The 25575-nt window shown below is 31.8% G+C and carries 23 protein-coding genes, 1 tRNA gene and 1 other RNA gene; 7 read left to right on the forward strand and 18 right to left on the reverse strand.

Going from position 1 to position 25575, the window contains the following annotated elements:
- Positions 1-16: 16 nt before the first annotated feature.
- Positions 17-1561, forward strand: a complete 1545-nt coding sequence (gene spoVB / locus HYG84_RS15655) for a stage V sporulation protein B (RefSeq protein ID WP_212378856.1) — start codon at positions 17-19, stop codon at positions 1559-1561.
- A 37-nt stretch (positions 1562-1598) separates the two neighbouring features.
- Here spoVB and HYG84_RS15660 read toward each other — a convergent pair whose 3' ends face one another.
- The 8 genes from HYG84_RS15660 to HYG84_RS15695 form a co-directional block, all read right to left on the reverse strand.
- Complete coding sequence (locus tag HYG84_RS15660) at positions 1599-2033, reverse strand: MOSC domain-containing protein (RefSeq protein ID WP_212378858.1); 435 nt, start codon at positions 2031-2033, stop codon at positions 1599-1601.
- Between the two features lie 40 nt (positions 2034-2073).
- Positions 2074-2328 (reverse strand): substrate-binding domain-containing protein, encoded by a 255-nt coding sequence (locus tag HYG84_RS15665; protein ID WP_249168649.1) that lies wholly within the window; start codon positions 2326-2328, stop codon positions 2074-2076.
- Positions 2329-2419: 91 nt separating this feature from the next.
- Positions 2420-2600: non-coding RNA, 6S RNA (gene ssrS / locus HYG84_RS15670), on the reverse strand.
- 113 nt (positions 2601-2713) lie between these two features.
- On the reverse strand, positions 2714-4498 hold the full coding sequence (locus HYG84_RS15675; RefSeq protein WP_330655501.1) for an ATP-dependent metallopeptidase FtsH/Yme1/Tma family protein: 1785 nt from the start codon (positions 4496-4498) through the stop codon (positions 2714-2716).
- Between the two features lie 154 nt (positions 4499-4652).
- Positions 4653-5690 carry a nucleoid-associated protein gene (locus HYG84_RS15680; protein ID WP_212378860.1) on the reverse strand — a complete coding sequence of 346 codons (1038 nt, stop codon included), beginning with the start codon at positions 5688-5690 and terminating at the stop codon, positions 4653-4655.
- Positions 5691-5914: 224 nt separating this feature from the next.
- Positions 5915-6136 carry a hypothetical protein gene (locus tag HYG84_RS15685; RefSeq protein WP_212378862.1) on the reverse strand — a complete coding sequence of 74 codons (222 nt, stop codon included), beginning with the start codon at positions 6134-6136 and terminating at the stop codon, positions 5915-5917.
- A gap of 244 nt (positions 6137-6380) precedes the next feature.
- Positions 6381-7760, reverse strand: a complete 1380-nt coding sequence (locus HYG84_RS15690; RefSeq protein WP_212378864.1) for an MATE family efflux transporter — start codon at positions 7758-7760, stop codon at positions 6381-6383.
- 280 nt (positions 7761-8040) lie between these two features.
- Complete coding sequence (locus HYG84_RS15695) at positions 8041-8958, reverse strand: RluA family pseudouridine synthase (protein ID WP_212378866.1); 918 nt, start codon at positions 8956-8958, stop codon at positions 8041-8043.
- Positions 8959-9065: 107 nt separating this feature from the next.
- Between HYG84_RS15695 and HYG84_RS15700 the strand changes: the two genes are divergently transcribed.
- Positions 9066-9872, forward strand: coding sequence for an NAD(+)/NADH kinase (locus HYG84_RS15700; RefSeq protein WP_212378869.1), 807 nt, complete (start codon positions 9066-9068; stop codon positions 9870-9872).
- A gap of 116 nt (positions 9873-9988) precedes the next feature.
- Here the strand turns inward: HYG84_RS15700 and HYG84_RS15705 are convergent, their stop codons facing one another.
- From HYG84_RS15705 to HYG84_RS15720, 4 genes are all read right to left on the reverse strand, one after another.
- Positions 9989-10603, reverse strand: coding sequence for a TorD/DmsD family molecular chaperone (locus HYG84_RS15705; RefSeq protein WP_212378871.1), 615 nt, complete (start codon positions 10601-10603; stop codon positions 9989-9991).
- Between the two features lie 18 nt (positions 10604-10621).
- Positions 10622-12976 (reverse strand): molybdopterin-containing oxidoreductase family protein, encoded by a 2355-nt coding sequence (locus HYG84_RS15710; RefSeq protein ID WP_212378873.1) that lies wholly within the window; start codon positions 12974-12976, stop codon positions 10622-10624.
- 15 nt (positions 12977-12991) lie between these two features.
- Positions 12992-13531, reverse strand: coding sequence for a 4Fe-4S dicluster domain-containing protein (locus HYG84_RS15715; RefSeq protein ID WP_212378875.1), 540 nt, complete (start codon positions 13529-13531; stop codon positions 12992-12994).
- Positions 13532-14117: 586 nt separating this feature from the next.
- Positions 14118-14681, reverse strand: a complete 564-nt coding sequence (locus tag HYG84_RS15720) for a hypothetical protein (protein ID WP_212378877.1) — start codon at positions 14679-14681, stop codon at positions 14118-14120.
- Positions 14682-14793: 112 nt separating this feature from the next.
- Between HYG84_RS15720 and HYG84_RS15725 the strand changes: the two genes are divergently transcribed.
- A complete protein-coding gene (locus tag HYG84_RS15725) occupies positions 14794-15093 on the forward strand; it encodes a hypothetical protein (RefSeq protein ID WP_249168650.1) in 300 nt (99 codons plus the stop codon).
- A 55-nt stretch (positions 15094-15148) separates the two neighbouring features.
- On the opposite strand, the gene HYG84_RS15730 is transcribed toward HYG84_RS15725, so the two are convergent.
- From HYG84_RS15730 to HYG84_RS15755, 6 genes are all read right to left on the reverse strand, one after another.
- Complete coding sequence (locus HYG84_RS15730) at positions 15149-15793, reverse strand: hypothetical protein (protein WP_212378881.1); 645 nt, start codon at positions 15791-15793, stop codon at positions 15149-15151.
- A gap of 235 nt (positions 15794-16028) precedes the next feature.
- Positions 16029-17858 (reverse strand): oligoendopeptidase F, encoded by a 1830-nt coding sequence (gene pepF, locus HYG84_RS15735; protein ID WP_212378883.1) that lies wholly within the window; start codon positions 17856-17858, stop codon positions 16029-16031.
- Positions 17859-18115: 257 nt separating this feature from the next.
- Entirely contained in the window at positions 18116-19264 is a 1149-nt protein-coding gene (locus HYG84_RS15740) for a dicarboxylate/amino acid:cation symporter (RefSeq protein WP_212378885.1), read from the reverse strand.
- A 472-nt stretch (positions 19265-19736) separates the two neighbouring features.
- Complete coding sequence (locus tag HYG84_RS15745; protein ID WP_249168651.1) at positions 19737-21200, reverse strand: flavocytochrome c; 1464 nt, start codon at positions 21198-21200, stop codon at positions 19737-19739.
- A 336-nt stretch (positions 21201-21536) separates the two neighbouring features.
- Complete coding sequence (locus HYG84_RS15750) at positions 21537-22016, reverse strand: pyridoxamine 5'-phosphate oxidase family protein (RefSeq protein WP_212378888.1); 480 nt, start codon at positions 22014-22016, stop codon at positions 21537-21539.
- Between the two features lie 443 nt (positions 22017-22459).
- Positions 22460-22535 (reverse strand) — tRNA-Val (locus HYG84_RS15755).
- Positions 22536-22761: 226 nt separating this feature from the next.
- On the opposite strand from HYG84_RS15755, the gene HYG84_RS15760 reads away from it, so the two are divergent.
- From HYG84_RS15760 to HYG84_RS15775, 4 genes are read left to right on the forward strand one after another with little or no spacing between them, the layout of a single operon-like run.
- Positions 22762-23724 carry an RnfABCDGE type electron transport complex subunit D gene (locus HYG84_RS15760; RefSeq protein WP_212378890.1) on the forward strand — a complete coding sequence of 321 codons (963 nt, stop codon included), beginning with the start codon at positions 22762-22764 and terminating at the stop codon, positions 23722-23724.
- Entirely contained in the window at positions 23721-24326 is a 606-nt protein-coding gene (locus tag HYG84_RS15765) for an FMN-binding protein (protein WP_212378892.1), read from the forward strand. Before HYG84_RS15760 ends, HYG84_RS15765 begins: the two co-directional genes overlap by 4 nt.
- A 1-nt stretch (position 24327) precedes the next feature.
- Complete coding sequence (gene rsxE / locus HYG84_RS15770) at positions 24328-24981, forward strand: electron transport complex subunit RsxE (protein ID WP_212378894.1); 654 nt, start codon at positions 24328-24330, stop codon at positions 24979-24981.
- A complete protein-coding gene (locus HYG84_RS15775) occupies positions 24981-25571 on the forward strand; it encodes an NADH:ubiquinone reductase (Na(+)-transporting) subunit E (RefSeq protein WP_212378896.1) in 591 nt (196 codons plus the stop codon). The genes rsxE and HYG84_RS15775 overlap by 1 nt, the downstream gene beginning before the upstream one ends.
- Positions 25572-25575: the final 4 nt, after the last annotated feature.

The following is a 25575-nucleotide window of genomic DNA, read 5'->3' on the forward strand; positions in this document are numbered from 1 at the left end:
GCAGGGAGGTAATTAATTGAAAAAATCTTCTTTTATTTACGGAACAATTTTATTAGTTATAGTTAATTTTCTAGTTAGATCCCTTGGGTTTGTATATAAAATAATACTCTCAAGATTGATAGGACCAGAGGCTATAGGTCTATATCAGATGGTGTTTCCTTTTTTAATGTTACTTATAACAGCAACATCTGCAGGCATTCCATCAGCAGTATCTAAACTTGTAGCTACGGAAAACTCTTTAAATAATAGAGAGGGTGTTTATAAAATATTAACTATATCTCTTTTCATTGGCGGAGCCTTATCTTTAGTTTTATCCATATTGGTGTCGCTTAATATGGACTTCATTGTTACTAAAGTATTAAAAAACGAAGCAATATTCTATCCAGTTTTATTCACAATCCCCGCAATAAGCTTAATAACCTTTGCTAGTATAATAAGAGGTTTTTTTTATGGATTAAAAGATATGAAACCTCCTGCTAATGCACAAATTATAGAGCAATTATTTCGTATAATATTTGTATTATCCTATTTAGCATATAAAAAGCCATCCAATCCTGTTCTAGCTGCTACCATAGGGATTATCGGAGTTTCACTTGGAGAATTTTTTGGGCTAATATACTTGATATTTAAGTTTAATCTGAGAAAGTTAAACCCTAGAAGGCATCTTATAAAAGTCTATACAGAGTCTTCATTGAAAGTAGCTAGTAGCATACTATATATATCAATACCTATTACTATAGGTAGGTTAGTTTCATCATTAATGCAAACAGCAAGTTCAATTCTAATACCGCAGAGATTAATTATTGCAGGATATACAAACTCCGAGGCAATTCAAGCCTTTGGTAAAATAACCGGAATGGCAATGCCACTATTGTTTCTACCCTTTACTGTGACGTCTGCCTTAGCAGTTAATATTATTCCAAATATATCAGAACAAATGGCAATCAACAATATGGATGATGTTAGTGAGCAATGTAATTTAGCAATAAAAATAACATTGTTAGTGGCTATTCCAATAACTATTATATATACTGCATTCGGCAACCACATAGCACAACTAATTTACAACCTAGAAGACGTAGGAAACTATTTATCTATAATAAGCTATTCAACCATATTTTTATGTATGCAGCACACTTTATCTGGTATTTTACACGGAATGGGAAAACAAATAATCACTACAGTTAACTATTTACTAGGCATGGTAATTCAGCTCTATTGTACATATTTTTTAATCTCTAATCCGAAATATGGGATAAATGGTTTCTTTATCGGATATATACTTTCAGCTTTCGTTATCTTTACATTAAATTTTATTACGTTAAAACGAGCTATTAAAATTAGACTCTCTATACTACAATTGTTAATTAAACCAACAGTATTGTCGAGTCTAGCAGCTGTATCAATGTTATATATTTATAAAGTATCTTATCTAGCTACAAACAGTAATTTCCTAAGCACTATGGTTTCAGCATTATTAGGGGGCATATTGTACTTGCTTTTATTATCTATAACTAAAACCTTAAATGTTAAATCGATTATAAAAGAAATTAAAGGATAGGCCGATAGCCTATCCCTTAATTTCTTTTACAAGTATACTATTTAATTATTTCAATATCATCACCAGGTTTAACTATACCACCTTTAATTACCTTAGTAAAAATACCTTCTTTAGGCATTACACACTCTCCTACAGTATAAAAAATAGCACATTTTTGATGACATTCTTTACCTATTTGTGTTACTTCTTGAATAGTTTCACCTATTTTTAATTGAGTACCTACAGGTAGTTCGTATAGAACGATACCTTCAGTAGTTATGTTTTCAGCAAACTTACCAGGTTCTAATCCATCTGCTCCCATTGCTATTGCTTTATCTATACTCTCCTGAGCCAATAAACTAACCTGTCTATGCCAATTTGCTGCATGAGCGTCTCCTTCTAAGCCAAAATCTTCAATAAAAACTCCTTCTTTAATTTGATCCTTTGGTATTCCTTTTCTTCTACTAATATTAATTGCAACAACCTTTGCCAAATTTACTCCCCCTTAAAATAAATATCATATTAAATTAAATCTAGATATATACGATATCTCCAATATTATCTGTACTATATCCATCTAATTTTACAATTTTACTAATAAACTCTTCACTATTAACAAACTGAATATCTGGTCTGGTTAAATCTTTCACAGATTGGATGCTTAAAGGATTACCTTTTTTAACCATTAGTCCTTGACTACGTTTTACAAACTTAATTATAGCATAATCTAAACTATTTAGGTACTTTTTGATATAGGATTTATTATAATCTCCAGTTTCTTCATCCATAAGATGTATAGGAGATAAGTGGCACTCTCGTTACACTTGTAATTTATATTTTATTACATAATAAAATAACCCCCAATAATAGGGGGTTAAAAGTTTATCCAAGATGCCGTCAGCTGCAAAATTCACACCCTCTCCTCACTGCAAGGTGGGTGAAATATTTTATTATTTCGAAGTCCACTCTATGGCGGCTTTTCGTCCAAATAAAAATATAATCTCCCGGATGTCTATTGTAGGTTGAATTTTACTAAGCCTTACGAACACCTCAGAACTCGTTTATCACTTGTTTATATAATTATTATATACTAAAATCATGTTTTTATAAAATGAAATTTTTGCCTTTAAAGCTTATTAAGCTTGTAAATACAGCAGATATTACAGAATTACTCTAGTTTAAAGCTTTTTGCCACATATTTTCAATGCACCTATCAATTTCTTCTTCATTTAGTGTCTCTTTATCTAAAAGATTTTCAGCTATTGAATAAACTAACTCTCTATTATTCTCTATAAGCAGTTTTGTTTCATCATAAAGTCTTTGCATTTCATTTTTAGTAATTTCAGCTAGTTTCCCATCTGACGCACCTTGATGCCCAAATAATACATCGTAATTAATCATACCAATTTCATCACTCATACCAAACTGCTTAATCATAGCTACTAATATTTCCGTTGCTTTCTGTATATCATTACTTGCACCAGTAGTAACATTATCAGCACCAAATATTAGTTCTTCTACAATTCTACCAGCTAATGCAATTTTAATATTATTTGTCATTTCTTTTTTTGTATTATACATTTTATCTGGAGGAATGTTCATACTAAATCCCCCTGCTCCTTTTGTACTAGGAATAATAGTTACCTTTGTAACCTTATTTTCTGGACAAAGTAGCTTAGTAGCAACCGCATGACCTGCCTCATGATACGCAGTAATTCTTCTATCTATATTTCTAATATTACTTCTATCTTTTTTCTCATCTCCAGCAATTACAGTATAAAAAGCTTTATCTATATGAAGAGCAGTAATAGCTTCTGCATTTTCTCTAGCTGCGTTAATAGCAGCTTCATTCATAAGATTTTCCAACTTTGCACCACTAAAATACACCGTTTGCTCCGCTATACCCCTTAAACTAAGACTAACTGCAATTGGTCTATCCTTACTATAAAGTTTTAAAATTTCATGCCTAGCATTTAAATCTGGTAGACCAATTTCAATCTGCCTATCAAATCTTCCTGGCCTTAAAAGAGCTTCATCTAATGTGTCTAATCTATTGGTAGCTGCTATAACTACAATACCTTCACTACCCTTAAAACCTGACATTTCAGTTAAAAGTGCATTTAAAGTTCTATCAGATTCGTCGCTCCCACCTAGTCCACTACGGTCTCTTTTCTTACCAATAGCATCTATTTCATCTATAAATATAACACACTTACCTTTTTCCTTAGCCTTTTTAAATAATGATCTAATTCTGCCAGCCCCTAGTCCTGCATATATTTGAACAAAATCAGAGCCTGACACCGCTAAAAAATCTACTCCCGCTTCACTTGCTAAAGCCTTAGCCATTAGAGTTTTACCTGTTCCTGGAGGACCATATAAAATTATACCCTTTGGCATTCTAGCCCCATATCTTTCATACTTCTGTGGGTTTTTTATAAAGTCAACAAGCTCCATAATATTCTCTTTTGCTTCCTCGTTACCTGCAATATTACTAAATCTTATATTTGAATCTTTTTCAGTTGAAATTTCTATATTCGACATTTTATCATATTCTTTAGAAACTTGCTGCGAATTATTCTTCGATAAATAAATTGCCACTCCCGCAAAAGCACCAATAGCTCCAATAGTCAAAGCTAGTTGTCCAGGTGAATACTGATCGCTTGATTCTTTAACTTCTATATTTTTAACTAACATGCTCTCTTTAAATCCATCTATCCTAGGATTATCTGTTATAAATTGTTCCCCATCATTAAACTCACCCTTTAACTGGGCAGAGTCCGATATAGATACAGATTTAATCTGATTGTTATCAACTTTTTCCAAAAATTCTGTATAGGAAATTTGGAGCACTGGTTTTTTAAACTTCATACTAAATACAAAAGCGATGGTCAGCAATAAAAACACTACAGATATTAAAATAATTACAATTCTATTTTTATTCATTTTTAATTTTTGCACACAAAAACCCCCTTTGATTTTTAAATTTAAAATTTAATATGTAAGAGGGTGGTTTACATAATATATTAACATAATATTAACGAGATGTAAAGTTGCAAAATATCATACCAAAAATCTAAGTCTTATATCTGAAATTCAAAAGTATAAACATCCCTTACTTCTCTACAAAGAATGTTACATTTTTTATTATAATATCAACAGTACCATCACCATTTCTTTTAACATGAAACTTTAAATTATCATCAAAACAATCACGATCATTTTTAATATCGAATCCTGTATCAGTTTTAATTGATTTTTTCTTAAGCTTTTTTTCTACCCAAGGCTTATTAACCTCAAAGCTAGTTATTTGAAAACCATTACTATTTAGATGATCTATATAATCATTTTGTATTTCCTCGTTACCATCCATAGCATCTTCTACAAAGCCTCTAATATTTATTTCTTCTTCTTTTTTTAGATTATTAGACAAAGTCTCCCTTACTTTTGTAGCCTGCTCTATGTCCTGTCTTAATTGACTTCTTACCCATTTTTCTGTAATGTTTTTAAACATCTTTGTTTTGTCTTTACTATCTACTAGTATATTACTATTTAAAAAATCCTTTACAAAGAAGTTCGCTACTTCATGATCCTGGTCTGCAGACTGTTGTTTATCTAGCACTACTAAGTCATATTCTTCGTTGGCCTCATATAGTTTAATAAATGCACATTTTTGTAATCTTTGACCTGCACCAGGAAGGCCTATTTCTTGCGGAATAATAGATACCTTAAACTTATCTCCTATATATTCAACATCATGTATATATGACTTTCTATAATCCATTTTTAACAAGGCAATATATTTTATATTATCTACAGAATAAATACATACAACTAAATCACAGGACGATATATTCCCATGACTTTTCATTGCATTAAATAAATGCTGAGCGATTGTTTTAGAGCTCTCAATAAAACATTCTTCTCCATATAGCATAGCATCACAGTTATCTCTTACAATATTAGGACCGCTTATAAACTTAGCTATTCTATTATCATCATCCTTTAAAGAACGTACAATATGCCTTTCTAGAAGTTCATGAATCTCCTCTGTAATTTCCTGTTCATAATCCGTAAATAAAGGTACATCCATTGTTTTGTCTAATACATGTATAATAACATGATGTAGAATAATACTGTTTGTCTCTCTCATATATATACACCCTTTCAATTACTTAACATTTTAAAAACTCATTTGATGCTATACCATCGACTACCGCTGTACTTTAAATTTTAAATTCCTACTTCTAAAAAACACTAATGATTTATACCTTCCTAGACTATAAAATAAGATACCAGAAAACTAGTATCTTATATGTAATATATAATTTTTGACTATTTTCATTATACTAGTAAATCAACCCTTAATCTACTCTATTATAGAGTAGATATTCCTCTTTTTTTATTCAAATAGTTTAAAAAGTTCTCTTTAATCCTAGTATGGTTTTCGTACTCTTTTTCCCCTATTAACCCCTCGTCTTTATAATCCTTTAATATGTAAATGAATTGCAAGGATAATTCCTCCAGACTATTCTCTAAGATTCCTAACATCTTTACCGACTCTAATTCATCCTGTATAATTTCTTTTCCCAAATTCAACTTTATCCCCCCGTTTGTTTTATGCGTAATTCCGAAGTGCATAAATTTTTTTATATGTATCAGTTCTATATACAGTTGAAAAATCCTTCTTTTTACTTAAAGATCGCTGAAATTTTTTCAATTTTTAAAAAATTCCTGCTAATTGTGTTTCTGCATTTTTCATTATACTATATATAGTCCTTATCAACATATCATTATATAAAACTGAGATAAAATTTAAATTTAACGGAAGTATAGATTCAATTTATACGGTTATATGTTTCCACTTACCAAGTCTAAATCTCCATAAAAGAATAAAATATCTAATAATCTGATCGATACAAATAGCTAACCAAGCACCAATTAATCCATATCCTAAACCATTAATAAACAGATAGGCTAGTGTAACTCGAACAAACCATATACCTGCAAGAGTTGAAATCAGAGGCCATCTCGTATCTCCTGCTCCCCTCAATCCACCAGCATAGATTAATTGCGATGACTGAAATGGTTGAATAATAGCAATCATTTTTAAAACAAAAGAAGCTCTCTTTATAACTTCAGGATCATTGCTGTAAAGAGCTACTATTCGAGGTCCAAATATGAAAAATATAACACCTATGGCGGTAGCAACAATTGAACCTAGAAATCTTACTTCCTTACCATATTCCTCTGCTAGCTCCTTATCTTCTGCCCCTAAACTTTGTCCTATTAATGTTGATGCCGCCATACCAAATGCCATACCTGAGGTAAAAGACATGGATAAAATACTGAGTGAAACTTGATGAGCAGCATAAATTACTGTCCCTAAAGTGGCAACCACTCTAACGAAAAATAAGTTACCTGTTCTTAAGAAAAACTGTTCTAGAGCAGAAGGAAATCCGATTCTCATCAGCCTTTTTATCGTAGTTAAATCTAGTTTATGTTTATTTTTAAAATTTAACTTTATTTTGCTTTTTCCATTAAAAAGTATCCATCCTAACATTATCATAGATATAATTCTAGAGATAAGAGTTGAAACTCCTGCACCCGTAACACCTAGCTCTGGAAAACCCAAATGTCCAAATATTAAAACATAGTTTCCAAATACATTAAGTAAGTTAGAAAAAATATTTATCATCATAGGAGTTTTTGTGTCTCCAGCGCCCCTTAAAACAGCAGCAATAGCCAAAGCAAAGTTTTGAGGAAAAATACCATACAAAACTATTTTAAAGTACATTAGCCCGATATCTATTACTTCTTTATCTGCACCCATAAATATATATATTTGTTTAGCAAACATTACTGCAGGTATAACTACAAAAAAAGAAAGAAAAAAGGTTATATATAACAATTGCATAGTTGTATTATTTGCTTCAGATTCTTTTTTAGCACCTATAAACCTAGAAACTAAAGCTGTACCCCCGATATTTAAAGCTTGGAATACTGCCATAGCTAAAAATATAGGTTGATTAGTTAATCCAATGGCCGTAATAGCAGTTGTTCCAATTGATCCTATCTGCCCAGCCATCATCATATCAATAGCACCAAAAAGTGACACTAACACTAACTCAGTAACAGCCGGCCAAGCAATTTCAATAACCCTACTTCTTAATATCTTTCTATCATTTTTGGAGTATTGCTCCCTCGTGCATGTATTTTCCACTGTAAATATCCCCCTGTTTATTTCGAAATGCTAAATTTTCTACTACCATAGTATCATATTTCAGAATACTATTCAATATTCAGACATTTTCAATGGCTGCCATCTATTAAAAAAGAATTATAAGCTCTATTTTTATATATTGGGTACACATTTTTTTTAATATCATAAGTATATTTGTTGCCAATTAAAAGTATATTGATGTTATGGCGTCAACCTAGAACATAAAAATAGAACTGATATCAGTTCTACTTTTTATCCTTTAATATAGTTTATATATTCTTTACATATTTTGAAGCTTGCTTCTAAGCTCTATTAGATCCTCTGGTAAGCTGGCTTCTACTTCTACTTCCTTTCTATACCTTGGCTGCAGAAAATATAAATATTTAGCATGCAAGGCTTGACGCCCTATCAACTCTCCATCATCTTTACCATAAAGAGTATCTCCTATTAGGGCATGCCCAATATGCTCCATATGCACACGTATTTGATGGGTTCTACCTGTTAATAATTTTACTTCAAGCATAGTTGCATTTTTATATCTTTCTAATACTTTAAATTCCGTAATAGAATCCTGTCCATTTTCATCTACAATCCTTTTTATAGAATCTGCAGAAGTTCTATGAATTGGAGCTTCAATTCTACCCTTATCCTCCTTAATTACCCCCCAAACAAATGCAATATATTTTTTTTCAATCTTGTCTTCTTGCATCTGTTGAGAAAGAACATGATGGGAATATGCATTTTTAGCAATAACTAATAGGCCTGAAGTATCCATATCCAATCTATTCACAAACCTGATTTTACAATTAACACCTTTATTCCTTAAATACCATGATGCTGCATTAGCAATCGTGTTATCTGGATGACTTTTTGTTGGATGAGTTACTATGCCAGGTTGTTTATTTACTAATATTAAATCAACATCCTCATAAGCAACTTCAAAGGGAATATCTTGAGGAATAAAATGATTCGACTCTTCATCCATAACAATCTTAATTTCATCTCCATCTTTCACTGTTTCATGGTACTTGTTATATTCTCCGTTAATAAAAACATTTTTACTTCGTTTTAATTTCGATAATAATCTACTTGAAAAATCTAATCTTCCTTTAAGAACCTGCTTTAATTCCTTTCCATCATCCTCATACTCAGCATCATATATAATTATGTCTTCTTTTTGCTTACTTTCTAATATCATTTTATTATCTACTCCTATTAATTTAATTATTTTTTGTTAAAGGGATTTTTTTATTACCATAGAACTATAATAAATATAGATACTTTAAATAATAAAGGAGAATGTCTATGGAGTCTACTAAAATCATCAATATTGTGCACAATAATGAAAAGTTATCTGTAGATACAGCATATAATTTAAAAAATAAATTAATTTCTTTAGGATATACAGTAAGTAATATTTTTAATGATGCAGTCCAATTAATTATCTGTATAGGCGGTGATGGTACTTTTTTGAGAGCTTTAAGAAACCACAACTTCCCAAGTACCCCTATTATAGGTATAAATACAGGACATCTTGGATTTTTTACAGAAATAACTCCTAAAGAAATCGATAGTTTTCTTTTAAAATATATGTCTAAAGACTACACTATTCAAGAATTTATACCGATTAAAGCTAATATCTCTACTAGAGAAAATTGCATAGATGTAATCGGCATTAATGAAATTGTTATTAAAAGTAATAAATCAAGTACAATTCACTTAGACATTTATGTTAATAATAATTTAATACAAAGATTCAGTGGAGATGGAATACTTATATCAACCTCTACTGGAAGTACAGCTTATAACTACTCAGCTGGCGGAAGTATAGTAGACCCTAGTTTAAATGTCCTACAAATTACACCGTTAGCCCCTATAAACACAAATGTCTACCGTTCTTTTACATCTAGTATTATTTTGCCGTCAGATGCAATAATTAAGGTAAATCCTGAATATCGTTTTGAAGACTCTTTAGTTATTGTTAGCGACGGTTTAGAACATAGATATAATAGTATTATGCAGGTAGATATAAGTTTATCCGAGTATAAAATAAATATGGTCAGGCTAGAAAGCTATGAGTTTTGGAGCAGGGTTACAAGTAAATTTTTATAGTCTACAGACATAGTTAAGAGTTGCCTAAACCGATTGTTTTTTATATAAGATTTAGTGTGAAACTATTAGCTATCGAATGAAGCATTAAAATAGACTAGGATTTATCCTAGTCTATTTTAATATTGCTCTAAAACATTCACTAAAATTTTTATCATCAAACCATAAAATTTTAGACTTTGATAGTTATTAATATTTTCAGCAAATTTATAAATCCATTTCAAAATTATATCACCTATTACTCTTTTCTGCACATCATAAAGAGTAGATTCGCTGTCTTTATTCATTATTTCCCCAAGTTGATATAAAAATTCAAGCTGCAAAGAAATATGATCTGGTAAGTCTTTATAATCCTTAGAAACTTCAAATCCCCATTCTTTATAAAGTCTTTTTAGTAGAATGGCAGGTTCTTGCATTAACTTACCTGTACTATCCCAATACACAGATGCATAAGGAGGAGCTAAAAGTTTTTTGTATCCTATAAACAATCTATGATACTCGGTTTTTAAATCAGAAAATAAATTTTCTGTATTTGTTGATGAGTATTCTTTTAACAAATCATCTAGCTCTTCCAATAGTCCTTCATTAATATTATTAGCAAAAACATCTTCTAAGTAGCCTCGAATCGTAAAATAAAGATTTCCGTTTTGTAAATGCTCAATAAATTCTTTATCTGGATATTGGAAAGTCAACATAAAAATACCAAATATTTTACTTCTTTCTCCGAGTGTCATATACATCGTACCACTTCCCTAAATTTTATAAACTTGACAAGTTTCTTCTTTTGCTGTTAAGCAATTAGCCAAGTCCATACGTTTTTCGTCAACCAATAAAGAGGAGTTTGCTCCATTATTATTTGCCAAAGTTAAGGTTGGAGCATCATGACCGAAACCATGAGTCATATGGGTATATCCTTTAGGTACACGTTCTGATACTAATGTCTCTACTTCCACTTCATTAGTTTTTGACCTTACCAACACTCTATCACCGGACTTAATTCCACGTTCTTCTGCATCTGCGGGACTAATTATTAAATAGTTTGTATCCTTTACAATTGCATTTTTATCAAAGCACTGCATTAAATATGGAATATTTCTAGTAGATGTTTGTGTATGCCAAATTACCTTGCCCCCTGCCATAAAGTAAAGAGGATACTCTTTGCTAGGTCTATTTTTAGGTTCCACATATTCAGCTGTGATACCACCACCTGCTTTTAAGTAAAGCTCCTGTACTTCATCTAATTCTCCTACTAGCGCAAACTGGAACTTCCCATCTTTAAGCTTGTCATAATTTCCATATTTAGGCTCAGTATCTTTTCCAATCCAAACACCTTCACGAATTAGCTCATCCCAGTCTGCAAAAGATCCATCGGCCTGTTCAACTCCCGCTATAGAATCTCTAGCTGCTCCTACCTCATCATTTTCATCCATTGCCATGAAATCTTCATATCCAAATCGTTTTCCTAATTTAACAAATATCCAATGTCCAGATTTACTTTCCCATTGTGGTTCCACAACTTTTTGATTAATATTTAAATAAGGTACAAATGATGTTGGCTTATTTACTATCGTTCTTTCTAAATAAGTACATTCCGGTAATACAATACCTCCTACTGGTAAAGCTTCCGCAGTTTGCGTTAAGTATAAATCTATTACAATACCAAACTCAAGCTTTTCCATAGCTTCCTTTGTTAATTTCCCATTCATCTGAGCTCCTACAGGTTCTGTATTATAAATAATTGCAGCCTTAATTCCATTTCCATTATTAACCGAAGCTGTTTTAGCATTAGATAATGGGCCTGCCGGTACAGCCTCTGGCGTTAGTATAGCAGCCGGAAAAATATTTCTATTTCCATCATGTGGGTTACCCTTGTAGGATGGATACCCAGCCTGAGCATAATATTTTTTTTCTGTAACATTATTAGTAAATTCGATGCTATTTGTCTTTCCACCCCTAGGGTAAACCATTCCACCTTTTTTGCAAATACTTCCCACTAGCGCATTCAATGACTGCAATGCTTGTTGATTTTGAACAGCATTTGACCACATATAAAGTCCGCTGGAAGAATCAACAACAGCTGACTCTGCAGTTGCAAACTCTCTAGCAATCCGAATAATTGTTTCTGCCGCAATACCTGTAATTTTCTCTACATTTTCAGGCTTATATTTATCCTTTAATACCTCTTTTTTGTAAACATCAAAACCCTGTCCATAGTTTTCAACAAATTCTTTATCATAGATATTTTCCTTAATAATAACATGGGCCATTCCCATTAGTAATGCAGCATCTGTACCTGGAGTAATTGGTAAGTACTCGTCTGCCTTTGCAGAAGAATAGGCAAATCGGGGATCGACTACTACAAGCTTTGCACCATTTCTCTTTGCTTCAATAATCTCCTTTGGAAATGCCAATCTATATCTTGGAGCTTCCATTTGGTTAGCACCCATTAAAATAATATATTTAGAGTTTTTATAATCCGCTAAAGCAGATGTATTGTCTAATACTAACTTATTTCCTACCCTCTTACCACCTTCACAAATACTACCACTCCCAAAAGGTCCGTTAGGTGTTCCATAGTTTGATGCAAAACCTTTTAATAAAGATGCATAATGTCCTCTACGGTTCATTAAAATCAATGTCTCTGGACCATATTTTTCTTTAATATCTGTAAGTTTTTCATAAATAGTATCAAAAGCTTCATCCCAGGATATTTTCTCCCATTGATATGGACCTGTTTTTTTCATTGGGTATTTTAATCTATCAGCATCATACAATAATTGAACCCCAGAATTTCCTTTAGGACACAATCCACCTCCACTAGTCAGATCTTTCTTGTTAGGCTCTATCCTAAGAACCCTACCTTCATCACCTACAACTGCCTTCGCACCACAATAAATAGCACACATATAACAAGCAGTAGGTACTACTGTTACATTTTCTGTTTTTGCTGATGCAGTTTCAACATTTGTAATACTGTCAGCTTCTACATCATCACCCTTGGATTGATTACATCCACTTAAAAACAGCATTGTTCCTGTAGCAACTCCAGATGCTTTTAAAAAACTTCTACGACTAATATGTTTTTCCCATAATTTCATTAAATTCATAGTTACTCCTCCTTCCTATAAATAAAAAACTTGAGGATTTATATTTTCAGGATCTCCTAACTGTTTAGGTTGCTTTTCCTTCATTAACTTAGATACTTCACTATTAGGATCATCTATGTCTCCAAAAATTCTAGCATTAGTAATACAAGTGTTAACACATAGAGGAGCCTCACCATTAGAAACTCGAGACGCGCAGAATGAACATTTTACTACTTTGTTACTCTCTGCGTTAATTGATCTAGCACCATAAGGACAAGCGTTAACACACGCACCACAGCCAATACATTTTGCTTCATCTACTAAAACAAAGCCTTCCTTAGTTTTGTAAGTGGCACCTTCTACTGGACAAGCTTTAACACAAATAGGATCTTCACAGTGGGCACATAGAGCAGGTACAAACTCCATTATAACATTTGGAAATTTACCTTTTTGATTAACCAGTACCCAATTCAACTTATTATCTGGTGGTAACTGATAACCCTGTTGACAAGCTACAACACATGCGTTACAGCCTATACATTTCTCCTTATCAAATACCATTGCATACTTAGACATTTTATTCCTCCTTTTTTCAATTGATAATAAACAGCATCAATAATTCGTTAAAAACAAAACATTTAAGTGCATTATTTTTTTCACTTCTTTTAAAACATTTTAACATCCTACACTTATATATAGTATACTTTATATAACAAACATTGTAAACCATTGCCATATTTATAAAATTTCCATCTTTTTTCGAGGTTTTCTTTGTTTTTTCAACGTTTTAACAAGCTAATATTTTTTGCTTCAAGTATTATGTTTGTTAATAAATAATCAGTAATTTATAGAAAAAAACTATAGTTTTATCAGTTGATATAAAATATCATTATGTATCATAAGGAAATATTATGGCAATATTATCCAATAAGCTATATGTGATACAGAATTTACCCGCATTATAATGCCAAGTCCCTAAACATAAAAGCCGTATCCAAACTAACCTTTATTAATTTTATTTTTTAAAACAATACATTGAATTAGTTATTCAAGTATAAATGTAAAAGGAAGCTTCTTAATAAAAGAAGCTTCCTAACTATTAATAGTAAACAATAGCCTTTTCTATATCCTTTAAGTTTAATTTAGAACAAAATTACCTATATTACTTCAAGTTATATTCCAATACCATAATAACATTACTATATACTTCGAGAACTAATATATGATGCCTAAAAACCTTTTCTATATACTTTGTAAAATCTTTTTTATTTAAATTACATTTTTTTACTTCATATACATTCACCTCTACCTCATCCCATTCTAAGGATTCCAATCTTTGAGATTGCTCCAAGGTGGCTAATTCCTTAGGAATCGATGCAAATATATTTCCCTTTTGAACTTCATATGCCTTCCAAAACTGATTATGTATTTCTAAAAGCTTACAACTTTTTAAATCTGATGTCCTTGTTTCACCAAATCTTTCAAGATAATCGCCTTCATAATAATTTCTTGACATAACAGGCTTGTATAAAAATTTTTCTTGCGATATTTTTTCTAGTTGAATATTATCATTAAAATATATAGCATTTTGCATCGCTGTATATTTATCCTTCATGTTTTGAGCCGTTACAATTAAATTATCTAAAAGTCCAACTTCTCTTCCTTTAAAATACCCACTTTCTAGGTTGTAAACAATTTTCTTTAGATCATATAAGTACTTATCCATATACTAGGTCCTCCTACATTATGATTTCATACTACCATTAATTATATTATAATTTGAATAAATTCAAAATAAATTCTCAATAATAGTAGTAAGCATTTATATTATTAAGGAAGTGATTATATTGAAGTGTACAAGTTGTAACCAAGGAAATATAATATTAAAAGATGAAGTTACCTATGTATATCATTACCATATAAAGGATGATGGAGCCGTAAAGTGGAATGATGAAGAAGGATATGCTCCATATCTTTTCTTTTACAGAGATCAAAAGGATTTCAAGCAAAAAGTCGAATGTGATAACTGCAATAAGGAGTATGATTTTAAAATAGAAAAGGATTATGATCAGCAAATGGTTATTCTAAAAAAAGCTATCCATTCTAACAGCCTTATAGACTCTAAGCCTTTTGTTTAGATACTCGAATATCAAAACCCCCTCTTATACACTGGAGGGAGTTTTTAATATATTCTTATTTACATAATTCATAAAACATAAAGTTAGAGTTTCCCTCGGACCATTGTCTGTACTTTTCGTCCATCTTATAAAATTCCAATACATTAATCTGTTCATCAAATTTCCAAGTAGCTACATTTAAAAATTTATATTCTCCTCTAAGTAATATTTCTTCTATAAGCATACCATTTTCATTAAAGTATTCTTCATAAATTTCTAATAAAGTCTTATCTTCTAATGATAAATGCTGATATCCATCAATAGCCATTGCTTTTAAAATCCAGCTAAGTTCATTAGTCTTTTCAATTATTTTTTTAGTATAAAATCTTTTATTAACATAAATAAATGTTTCAATATCTTTCGTAGATATAAAGTCCTCTACTAATTTCTCAAATAGTCGTTGATTAACTGAAATCCACCCTATTTTTTTAAATTTATCATTTAAAATCTCGTTAAGTTTATCTTCAGAAATATTGTTTATTTCTTCTATCAAATATTCTTCATCTGCAGATTCATATTCTAAGGCATTATATACAATATCAGAAAAAATATCCTTATTAACCCAAATCCAATCCTGCATTTTAATATTTACTTGAAATAATTCTTCTACTGTACTATTTTTTATTATTTGCTCTATATTTAAATTTTCTATAATTATCACCTTCTTTTCATTATGCTTTTTATTATATACAATTTTTATACATTGGACAATATAAAGTCACCTGATGCTATAGTATCCACTCCTGTCTCACATAAAATTCACGCTAAATTTTCAAGTACTCAAAACATTATTAGATTCCTATTTCTTTAGAAACACTTAAAAATTAGAAATGTATATTTTCTTAAACAACAAAATAGAGGCCTCTATCAATAAAGACCCCTATTTCTAGTTTAAATTAATTTTTTTTAGATAAGATAATATCTTCCATCTCATCCAGTAAGCCTTCAAATACTTTTAATGCAGATTTTATCGGCTCAGAGCTGGTCATATCCACTCCCGCCTTCTTTAATACATTAATTGAATAATCAGAGCTTCCACTTTTTAAAAAGTCTATATATCTATTAGCAGCAATTTCTCCTTCTTCTAATATTTGTTTTGAAAAAGCGATAGCTGCAGAATACCCAGTTGCATACTGATAAACATAAAAGCTATTGTAAAAATGAGGGATTCTAGCCCATTCAATATCAATATGACTATCAACCACAATATCGGGACCATAGTACTTTACATTCAAGTCATGATAGATTTTATTCAAGTCATCTACTGTTAAAGCTTCTCCTATTTGAATCTTATTATGCGTAATCTTTTCAAATTCCGCAAACATGGTTTGACGATAAACCGTTGTTCTAAACTGCTCTAAATAGTAATTTAATAAATACATCTTTTCATTTAAATCTTTAGTGTTTTTTAACATATAATCCATAACAAGTGCTTCGTTTACAGTAGATGCTACCTCTGCTACAAATATTTTATAATCACTATAAATAAATGGTTGACTTTGAGCAGTATAATAGCTGTGAATTGAGTGTCCCATTTCATGTGCTAATGTAAACATACTGTCTACATTGTCTTTGTAGCTCATCAAAATAAATGGATAGCTATCATAGGTTCCCCAAGAGTATGCCCCACTAGTTTTTCCTGTATTTTCATAAACATCTACCCATCTATTTTCGAATCCAGATTTTAAAATATTAACATATTCTTTACCAAGAGGTTCTAAACCTTTCATAATCAATTCTTTAGCCTTTTCATAGCTAACCGACATTTCAACATCCTTTATCATAGGAGTATATAAATCATACATATGTAGTTCATCCACACCTAACATTTTCCTTCTTAAATTAACATATCTATGCATTAAGTGTAGATTTTCATGGATTGTATCTATTAATTTATCATATACACCTATAGGTATATTATTATCAAATAAGGCTGCATCTATTGAACTTTTATGTTTTTTCACCTTTGCAAAGAAGTAATCCTTCTTTAAGTTTGAAGAAAATGTGGTTGCTAATGTATTTTTGAAGCTATTATATGTATTATACAGAGCAGCAAAAACATCTTTTCTTACTCTTCTGTCAGAACTTTCTAATAGTTGTATAAAATTTCCATGAGTTACTTCTACTTCTTCACCGTTTTCATCTAATATTGTAGGGAACTTCATATCAGCATTGTTTAACATAGTAAATATATCTTGGGAAGCATGAGCTATTTCTCCTGCCTGCGCAATAATTTGCTCCTCTTCTATCGAAAGTACATGTTCTTTATTCCTTAGTATTTCACTTAAATAATGCTGATATTTCTTTAGTTCATCTTTTTCACTATAATATTGATTTATTTCCTCTTCAGAAATTTGTAAAATTTCTGGTACAAAGAAAGCAACAGCGCTTTCCATTTTAATATATAAACCTTGTGCCTTATCAGTTAATCCTTGGTATTTAGTATTTGTATTATCTTCATCCCTTTTCATCTTTGCATATGTATAGACCTTCAATGCTTTTTCATATAGTATTTCATAAAGATTTAATGCATTTAAAAGTCCTTTGCTACTATTAAGTTTTCCTTGGTACTGGCTGAACTCTTCAATAAGTTCTTTTACTCTGTTATAATCATTTTCCCAATGACTTTCATCTTGATACATATTTTCAATAGACCACTTAAACTCTTCACTAATTTCTACTCTTTCTAATACTTTTGTACCTTTATTATTTTTTTCTTCTCCCATTATACATTCCCCTTTCATTTTGTTTATATCTTCTTTTTGAATATACTATTTCAACATAAAATATATTTATCCTTTTTATTTATTTCCTATAACTTAAAACAATATAGGATTCGTATATTGCTACGAAATTACTCACATCGTAGTGTAAGTATTCCTTAAAATATTACTAATATTCTACGTAGTTTAGATAACCTTATAATCTATTACATAAAATGGAAGGTTAAAAACCCTCCATTTTATAGATAAAATATTTATTATTATTTTTTTCTAGCTATTCTATCTACTACCATAGCGATAGCACCATCTCCAGTTACGTTGGCAGCTGTTCCAAAGCTATCTTGAGCCATATACAGCGCCATCATTAACCCTAATTGAGCTTCTGTAAAACCAAGCATTGATGAAAGTAATCCAAGAGCCGCCATAACAGCCCCACCAGGTACTCCAGGAGCCGCTATCATAGTTACTCCTAGCATCAAAATAAATGGAAGCATTTGCCCAAATTCTAAAGTTGTTCCTTGTAAAAGCATTACAGCAAGAGAACAAGTAGTAAGTGTAATTGTACTACCTGCTAAGTGAATGGTAGCACATAAAGGCACTGCAAAGTCCGCTATCTCATCACTTACTTTATTTTTCTTAGTTGACTCAACAGTTACAGGAATTGTAGCAGCTGAAGATTGAGTTCCTATAGCTGTAAAATAAGCAGGAAGCATATTTTTAATAGCTGCAAACGGACTTACTCCAGCAACTGATCCAGCTACTAAAAACTGTATAATAATATATGAAATATGAACAGCTATTACTAATAAGAATACCTTACCAAATACAGCCATAGTTTGCATTACTTCACCTGTAAAGGCCATTTCAGCAAATATACCTGCTATATATATTGGTAACAATGGTATGATAATATTATCGATTACTTTTTCAATAATATTTTGGAATTCTTTTACAAAGTCAAACATAGTTTTGCCTTTAATTGCAGCAATTCCAAGACCAAGTAAAAATGCAGTAACTAAAGCTGTCATTACCCCCATAATAGGCGGTATTTCGAGTTCAAATATAGCTTCAACTTTTATACCTGTGCTTCCTATATTAGCACCACTTGGAATAAGCATAGGTAGTACATTACTTGCCACAAAATATGCTGCAGTACCTGCTATGATAGTCGATATATAGGCTAACCCTGCGGTAATTCCTAACAGTTTTCCCGCTTTATCCCCTAGCTCCGCAATACCAGGTGCAACAAAGGCAATAATTAATAGTGGAATTATATAACCTAAAAACTGTCCAAAGATGCCACTAAATGTCACAAGTAGTCTAGTTAAAAATTCAATTTTAGTGGTACCAATAATTATACCTAATATAATTCCGATCAGTAATCTTGGTAACAATCCTAGCTTCTTCATTCTTTCTCCTCCATTTCAATTGTTTTAAAATGATTAATAAATAATGATTTCCTTTAATAGGCAGCTCTTCCACACCTATTAATTTCCATTATATATTATCTATTATCTTTATTCAATCCAAGATTAATATTATTCTGTAAATTATTTATGTTTTATGCTTTTATATTATTTCCAAAAATTTTTGAATTACTACTTCCTATATATCTATTGTTAGATTTTTTTAATATGCTAGAACAGACAAACAGCAATAGTTTTAGAAAAAATAATTTTCCGACAACCATTGCTGTTTGTTTTCTTCCTAATACTTCACATGCTCCTAGCCCAGTAGGTTATATTTTACTCTTTAATTTAAAAGTTTTGTTTCATTTTTCTTCACCTATAGCAGTTGATAAAGAGCCAAATAAAAGAGAGGCTATCTCATTTCAGTGATATGATAAATCACCTTTGAGACGGCCTCTTTTAGCTTATTTGATTATTTTGCTGCATTCTGTCCTGCTATTCTACCAAATACTACGATGTCAGCTAAAGCGTTTCCACCTAGTCTATTTCCACCGTGTACTCCTCCTGTAACTTCTCCTGCTGCGAATAAACCTTTGATGATTTCTCCATCTTCATTTAATACTTCAGCATTTTCGTTTATTGCTAATCCACCCATTGTATGGTGTACTGCTGGTGCGATTTCGATTGCATAGAATTTAGAAGTTTCTAATGCTCTTGGCATATCTGCTCTTCCGAAGTCTGCATCTTTACCAGATGCTTGGAATCCATTATATTTTTCTACCGTTGCTACCAAGTTTTCCACTGGCATATTTAATGCTTCTGCTAATCCTTCAGGTGTATCAGCTTCTGTTACGATACCTTGCTTTATATATCCTGCAATTGCACTTAAACTATCAGTAATTCCTTGGTCAAATACTAAGTAAGCTGATTGACCTTCTTGTTCTAATATAGCTTTTGAAACAACGTCTCTTGTTTCAAGTTCTCCTACAAATCTATTACCTTCTCTATTTACTACGATTGCTCCGTTACCTCTAACTGCTTCTGTAATCATATATCCATTGCTTGGAACTGCTGTAGGATGAGTTTGAATTTCTTCTAGTTGAATTACTCCTGCACCAATTTCTTGTGCCATTTTAATTCCACTTCCATCTGCTCCTGCATGATTTGTTGTTACAAAACCTTCTAAATCAGGGTTAAGTGATACTAATATTTCAGGGTTTGCTCCAAATCCACCTGTTGCAAGAATTACTGCATTTGCTTTAATCGTAAGTTCGTTTCCATCTTTATCTTCAGCTATTACCCCAGCTACAACACCTTCATTTGTTAAAATTTCTGTTGCTTTTGTTTCAGTCATAACTTTCATTCCAGTGTTTTCTAAAGCAGTTTTTAATGTTTTAACGACTTCTGGTCCAACTGGCGCTCCACCTGCAGGTCTATGTGCTCTATTGTTAGTTGCTCCTGCTAATCTACCTACGTCGGTAAAGTCTCCACCAAGCTCTAATAACCAATCTATAGCATCTGCCGCTTTACTTGTCATAGTAGTTACTAAAGACTCTATATTCTTTTCGTAACCACCTTTCATCGTATCTTCAAAGTGAACTGTTGCATCATCTTCGATTTCCAATTCAGCTTGAACACTCGTTCCCGCTGCGTTTAATCCACCAGTTGCTCTTAAAGTGTTTCCTCCTACAATAACCATTTGCTCAAGGATTATCACTTCTTTTCCTGCGTTACGAACTTCTAGTGCAGCGGCTAATCCTGCTCCACCTGAACCAACTACTACTACATCTGTAGTATGTTCTATTTGAGCAGGTTGTTGTGGTTCAGGCGTTACTACAGGAGCCTTTGTCCCACATCCTGATAAAACTCCTACACTCATTGCTAATGTCATACCTAATAATACTTTTTTACTTCTGAACAATTTGTTCATTAACATTAATTAAGTCCTCCTTTATTGTCTATACCCAATGCCCAAATTTTATTATAGCAGAATTTATGGTATGTGCAATAAAAAAGTTAATATTTTATCAATCTCGGCTAGCTATATGAACCACCTCTATATTATCACATGTTTATATTACCTACCAAAGACTTCCAGGCCATTTCCTTGCACCTTTAGTTCTTTGTCCAATTTTACAAAAAAATAATACAGGGCTTGAATTTGCCCTGTATTTATGGGGTCGCCTGTCGGCTTTGCTGTTCAAAATTCCCATCATTACGGTATGCGGCATTGTGATGGGATAGACAGTCAAATGCTTATTCGGTGCGCTTTTTACTTCGCCGTCTTATTTACAAAATCAACTTCATATTTCCACTCGCCGTATTTTTGGTCGTTGTCGATTATCGTTCCGTTTGTAAGGGTGATACGCAAAACGATTGAACTTGGGCTGTCCTCGTCACCGTGGTCATCGAACCATTCGAAGATTTTTTTCATTTTCGCTCTGATTTCCGAATTTTTCTCGTCCTTGGCCCAACCGAGATTTTCAGCCGTGCCATTCGCAACGAACCAGTCTAACCCGCCAATGGCAACTTCGTTGTTCTTCTCAATTTCCAACATTTTGCTTTTCTTTGCGTCCGTAGAAACATAGAACATACCGTCCTCATAATAGGCATCAACCATACGGACAGAAGGGCGAGGATTGCCAGCAGCGTTCGCGGACAATGCTATGGTTGCAAGTGCGATAAGGTTGTCTTTACTACTGTTTCCGCAGCGTTCTTCCATAAGTTTCATCGCGTTTTCGTATTTGCTCATTTTAATTCCTCCAATGATGTATTTTAATTATTATACCACACATAACCTGATTAATATCTAACAATTCCAAATCTTACGTTTTTAAGAATTCATTATATATTTTTTGTAGTTAATTCCTTTATAAGTGCAGAAGGCACTAAATCATTAACATATGCTATCCTCAATAAGTATCTTATTAAACTTTCTCCTTTAAAAGGTAGTATTAGTTTAGGCAACATATTTTTTCATGAACTAATATCATTTTTTATATCAATCCTATTATTCATTTCCTAACTCCCTTTAGAAATAGTTATAGAGTAATTTAAAATTATTAATAAAGGCCTAGTCAGCGAGTTAACTAGGCCTTTTATTAATAATTTATGATATTGTCAATTGTTTTAGTTATGTATCAAATATTCATGCAAAATCTGTCCACCATTCGCGTAAATTACCATTTATTTTATTGGTGAGGATAATTGGACTTGAACCAACGACCTCTACGATGTCAACGTAGCGCTCTGCCAGCTGAGCTATATCCTCTAGTATATTTTTTATACTATAATTACTTTAAAATTCTATGTAAGTGTAATCTTAATGTTTATGATTAATTGAAATTATATCACCTAGATTTAAAATTTGCAACAATATTTGCAAATCAGACTATTTTTCATGGTATTGTAATACATTTATAGCTTTGAACGTATATCTGTAGGGTAGATAATAGTATAGTTAAAATAAATTTGCAAATTTAGGGAGGTAAGTCATAATGAGGGAGTTTTATAAAAAAACATTCCAAAAACAAGCAGGTATGCGAAAAGTTATAATGAGTCTAATTCCAATAATAGTAGGCTCAATTTACTTTTTTGGATGGCGTACACTAGTTTTAATGGCTACTATTACTTTATTTGGAGTAGCAACAGAATATTTATTCGAAAGGCGTCTTAACAAAAAAATCACTGAAGCAGTCTTTGTAACATGTATTTTGTTTACATTAACATTACCAGTCTCTACACCGCTATGGGTGGGAATTATAGGTATAGTCTTTGGTATTACTTTTGCAAAAGAAGTCTTTGGAGGTTTTGGGTTTAATGTATTTAATCCTGCCCTAGCTGCACGTACCTTTATTTATGTAACATTTCCAGAGCCTTTAACTATTAGTTGGAATGTAGCATCCAGTGGATTTCCTGGCGGGTTTGGAAAGTATATTACTCCTGCAGTAGATTCTATTTCCCAAGGATCTCCATTAATACATTTTGGAGAAACCAATACTATGTTACCTTTTAAGCAACTATTTTTAGGTAACGCTACAGGATCTTTAGGTGAAACAAGCGGACTACTTATTTTAATAGGGGCATTTATTCTTTTAAGACATAAATCAGCTGATTGGAGATTAATGTTAGCGCCAATTATAGGTTTTCTAACCTTCAACTCTATACTATATTTAAGTAATGTATCAGGTGCACAGCATCCATTATTCTCCTTGTTTTCTGGAGGATTTTTATTCTTATCTGTGTTTATGACTACAGACCCTGTTACGGCACCTAAAACAAAAGAAGGTAAATGGATTTATGGAGTATTAACAGGAATTATAACTACTATTATCAGAGTATTTGGACTCTTTGTAGAAGGCGCAATGTTCGCTGTTCTAATAATGAATATATTTGTTCCGATTATTGATGAAGCCGTAAAATATATAAAAACTCCTAGGAAAAAGGAGGTATCTGCGTGAAGAAATTTAGTTTTCGTCCAGTTATTTTTATGATTATTGTCACTGTAATATATACAGGCGTACTCGCTACTATTAATGAAGTAACCAAGAATAGAGTTTTATCTAATAACGAAGTAAAAAAACAAAGTGCACTACTTTATGTTTTAGATATACCTACCAAAGGTAAAAATCCTTCAGAAATAAACGAACTTTTTAACTCTCACTTTAAAGTTGTGGAAAGCGAGAACGACATTTACTATGAGGGCTACAAAGATAACTCTTTAGTAGCTAACATTTATCCCATACAAGGAAATGCTCTATGGGGAAGCTTGGAGGGATTTATAGGTTTAACTCCAGATTTAAATAAAATTGTAGGTATAGAGTTTTTATCCCACAACGAAACTCCTGGCTTAGGTGGCAGGATGGATGAAGATTGGTTTAAAGAGCAATTTAGAGAAGTTGTTATATCCAAAGAAGTATCAAGAGATTATATAAATTATAAGCCAAATATGGGAGGTAAGGTTGACTCTATTTCAGGGGCTACAGCTACCTCAAATTCGGTGCTCAATATTATTAATGAAAATATAGAAAAAGTAATTCTTGGCAAGAGAGGTGAGAAATAAAATGTTTAAACAAATAAAGAAAATTTTTGCTGCTGGTATCGTTCACGATAACCCCATATTTCGCCAGATTTTAGGTATTTGTTCTGCTCTTGCAGTTACTAACCTTATGATGAATTCCCTAGTAATGGGTCTAGGTGTAATATTTGTTACATCTTTTTCAAGCCTAACTGTATCTTTTCTTAGAAAATCTACACCTAAACATATCCGGATGATGGTGCAAACCTTGATTATATCTGCCTATGTAATTATAGTAGATATTGTTTTAAAAGCATATTTCCCTTCCATGAGTGAAGCTCTTGGTCCTTATGTCGGATTAATTATAACTAACTGTATTATTATGGGCCGCTGTGAGTCCTTTGCACAAAACAACACACCATTTTTATCTTTTATAGATGGAATAGCCTCTGGTATGGGATATACCTTGGTTTTACTTATTATTGCATTTTTTAGAGAAATTTTAGGCTTTGGAAGTGTATTTGGAATAACTATTATGGGTAATTGGTGGCCTAAATGGATATCTATGATTATGCCTCCAGGTGGATTCTTCATGCTTGCTCTGTTAATATGGGCAGCAAATACATATTTGGTTTCACAACAAGATAAGCAAGTATCAAAACAAGATAAACCAGTATCTCTAGCAGGAGGTGGCAACTAATGGAAGGTATTAATCCTTTAGTAATATTCTTTGCTTCTATTTTTACTAGTAACATGATATTAGCAAACTTTTTAGGCATGTGTTCCTTTATTGCTGTGTCTAAAGAAACTAAAACTTCTTTAGGCCTTGGTCAAGCAGTAACCTTCGTTTTAACTGGTACTACTATTCTAAACTATTTCATATACCACTACTTACTAGTTCCATTTGGGCTTGAATATCTTCGTTTTATAGTTTTTATTATTACAATTGCAGCATTTGTTCAATTAGTTGAAATGATAGTTGAACGTTATCTACCGACTCTATATTATTCGTTAGGAATTTTTCTACCATTAATTACTGTAAATTGTGCGATTTTAGGAGTAGCTATTTTTATGGTAATTCGTGATTATAATCTTTTACAGTCAATTGCCTTTGGCATAGGTTCGGGTATTGGGTGGATGTTAGCTATAGTAGCTATGGCTGGCATTAGACAAAAGATAAAAAGAGCCCCAATACCTAAAGGCTTAGAAGGAGCTGGAATCACTTTAATAATAACAGGAATGATGGCTTTAGCCTTTATTGGTTTCTCAGGAATTGTAAATATTCAGTAGGGGG

This window comes from Alkaliphilus sp. B6464 (assembly GCF_018141165.1).
Taxonomy (GTDB): domain Bacteria; phylum Bacillota; class Clostridia; order Peptostreptococcales; family Natronincolaceae; genus Alkaliphilus_B.

Excerpts from the sequence above, each read along its gene's own strand:
- rsxE (WP_212378894.1), top strand. The coding sequence starts at position 24,328 with ATGTTTAAACAAATAAAGAAAATTTTTGCTGCTGGTATCGTTCACGAT.
- HYG84_RS15750 (WP_212378888.1), bottom strand. The coding sequence starts at position 22,016 with ATGAGCAAATACGAAAACGCGATGAAACTTATGGAAGAACGCTGCGGA.
- HYG84_RS15775 (WP_212378896.1), top strand. The coding sequence starts at position 24,981 with ATGGAAGGTATTAATCCTTTAGTAATATTCTTTGCTTCTATTTTTACT.
- HYG84_RS15760 (WP_212378890.1), top strand. The coding sequence starts at position 22,762 with ATGAGGGAGTTTTATAAAAAAACATTCCAAAAACAAGCAGGTATGCGA.
- HYG84_RS15720 (WP_212378877.1), bottom strand. The coding sequence starts at position 14,681 with ATGGATAAGTACTTATATGATCTAAAGAAAATTGTTTACAACCTAGAA.
- HYG84_RS15695 (WP_212378866.1), bottom strand. The coding sequence starts at position 8,958 with ATGATATTAGAAAGTAAGCAAAAAGAAGACATAATTATATATGATGCT.
- HYG84_RS15715 (WP_212378875.1), bottom strand. The coding sequence starts at position 13,531 with ATGTCTAAGTATGCAATGGTATTTGATAAGGAGAAATGTATAGGCTGT.
- HYG84_RS15740 (WP_212378885.1), bottom strand. The coding sequence starts at position 19,264 with ATGAAGAAGCTAGGATTGTTACCAAGATTACTGATCGGAATTATATTA.
- HYG84_RS15710 (WP_212378873.1), bottom strand. The coding sequence starts at position 12,976 with ATGAATTTAATGAAATTATGGGAAAAACATATTAGTCGTAGAAGTTTT.
- pepF (WP_212378883.1), bottom strand. The coding sequence starts at position 17,858 with ATGGGAGAAGAAAAAAATAATAAAGGTACAAAAGTATTAGAAAGAGTA.
- HYG84_RS15705 (WP_212378871.1), bottom strand. The coding sequence starts at position 10,603 with ATGACACTCGGAGAAAGAAGTAAAATATTTGGTATTTTTATGTTGACT.
- HYG84_RS15745 (WP_249168651.1), bottom strand. The coding sequence starts at position 21,200 with ATGTTAATGAACAAATTGTTCAGAAGTAAAAAAGTATTATTAGGTATG.
- HYG84_RS15680 (WP_212378860.1), bottom strand. The coding sequence starts at position 5,690 with ATGAGAGAGACAAACAGTATTATTCTACATCATGTTATTATACATGTA.
- HYG84_RS15665 (WP_249168649.1), bottom strand. The coding sequence starts at position 2,328 with ATGGATGAAGAAACTGGAGATTATAATAAATCCTATATCAAAAAGTAC.
- HYG84_RS15700 (WP_212378869.1), top strand. The coding sequence starts at position 9,066 with ATGGAGTCTACTAAAATCATCAATATTGTGCACAATAATGAAAAGTTA.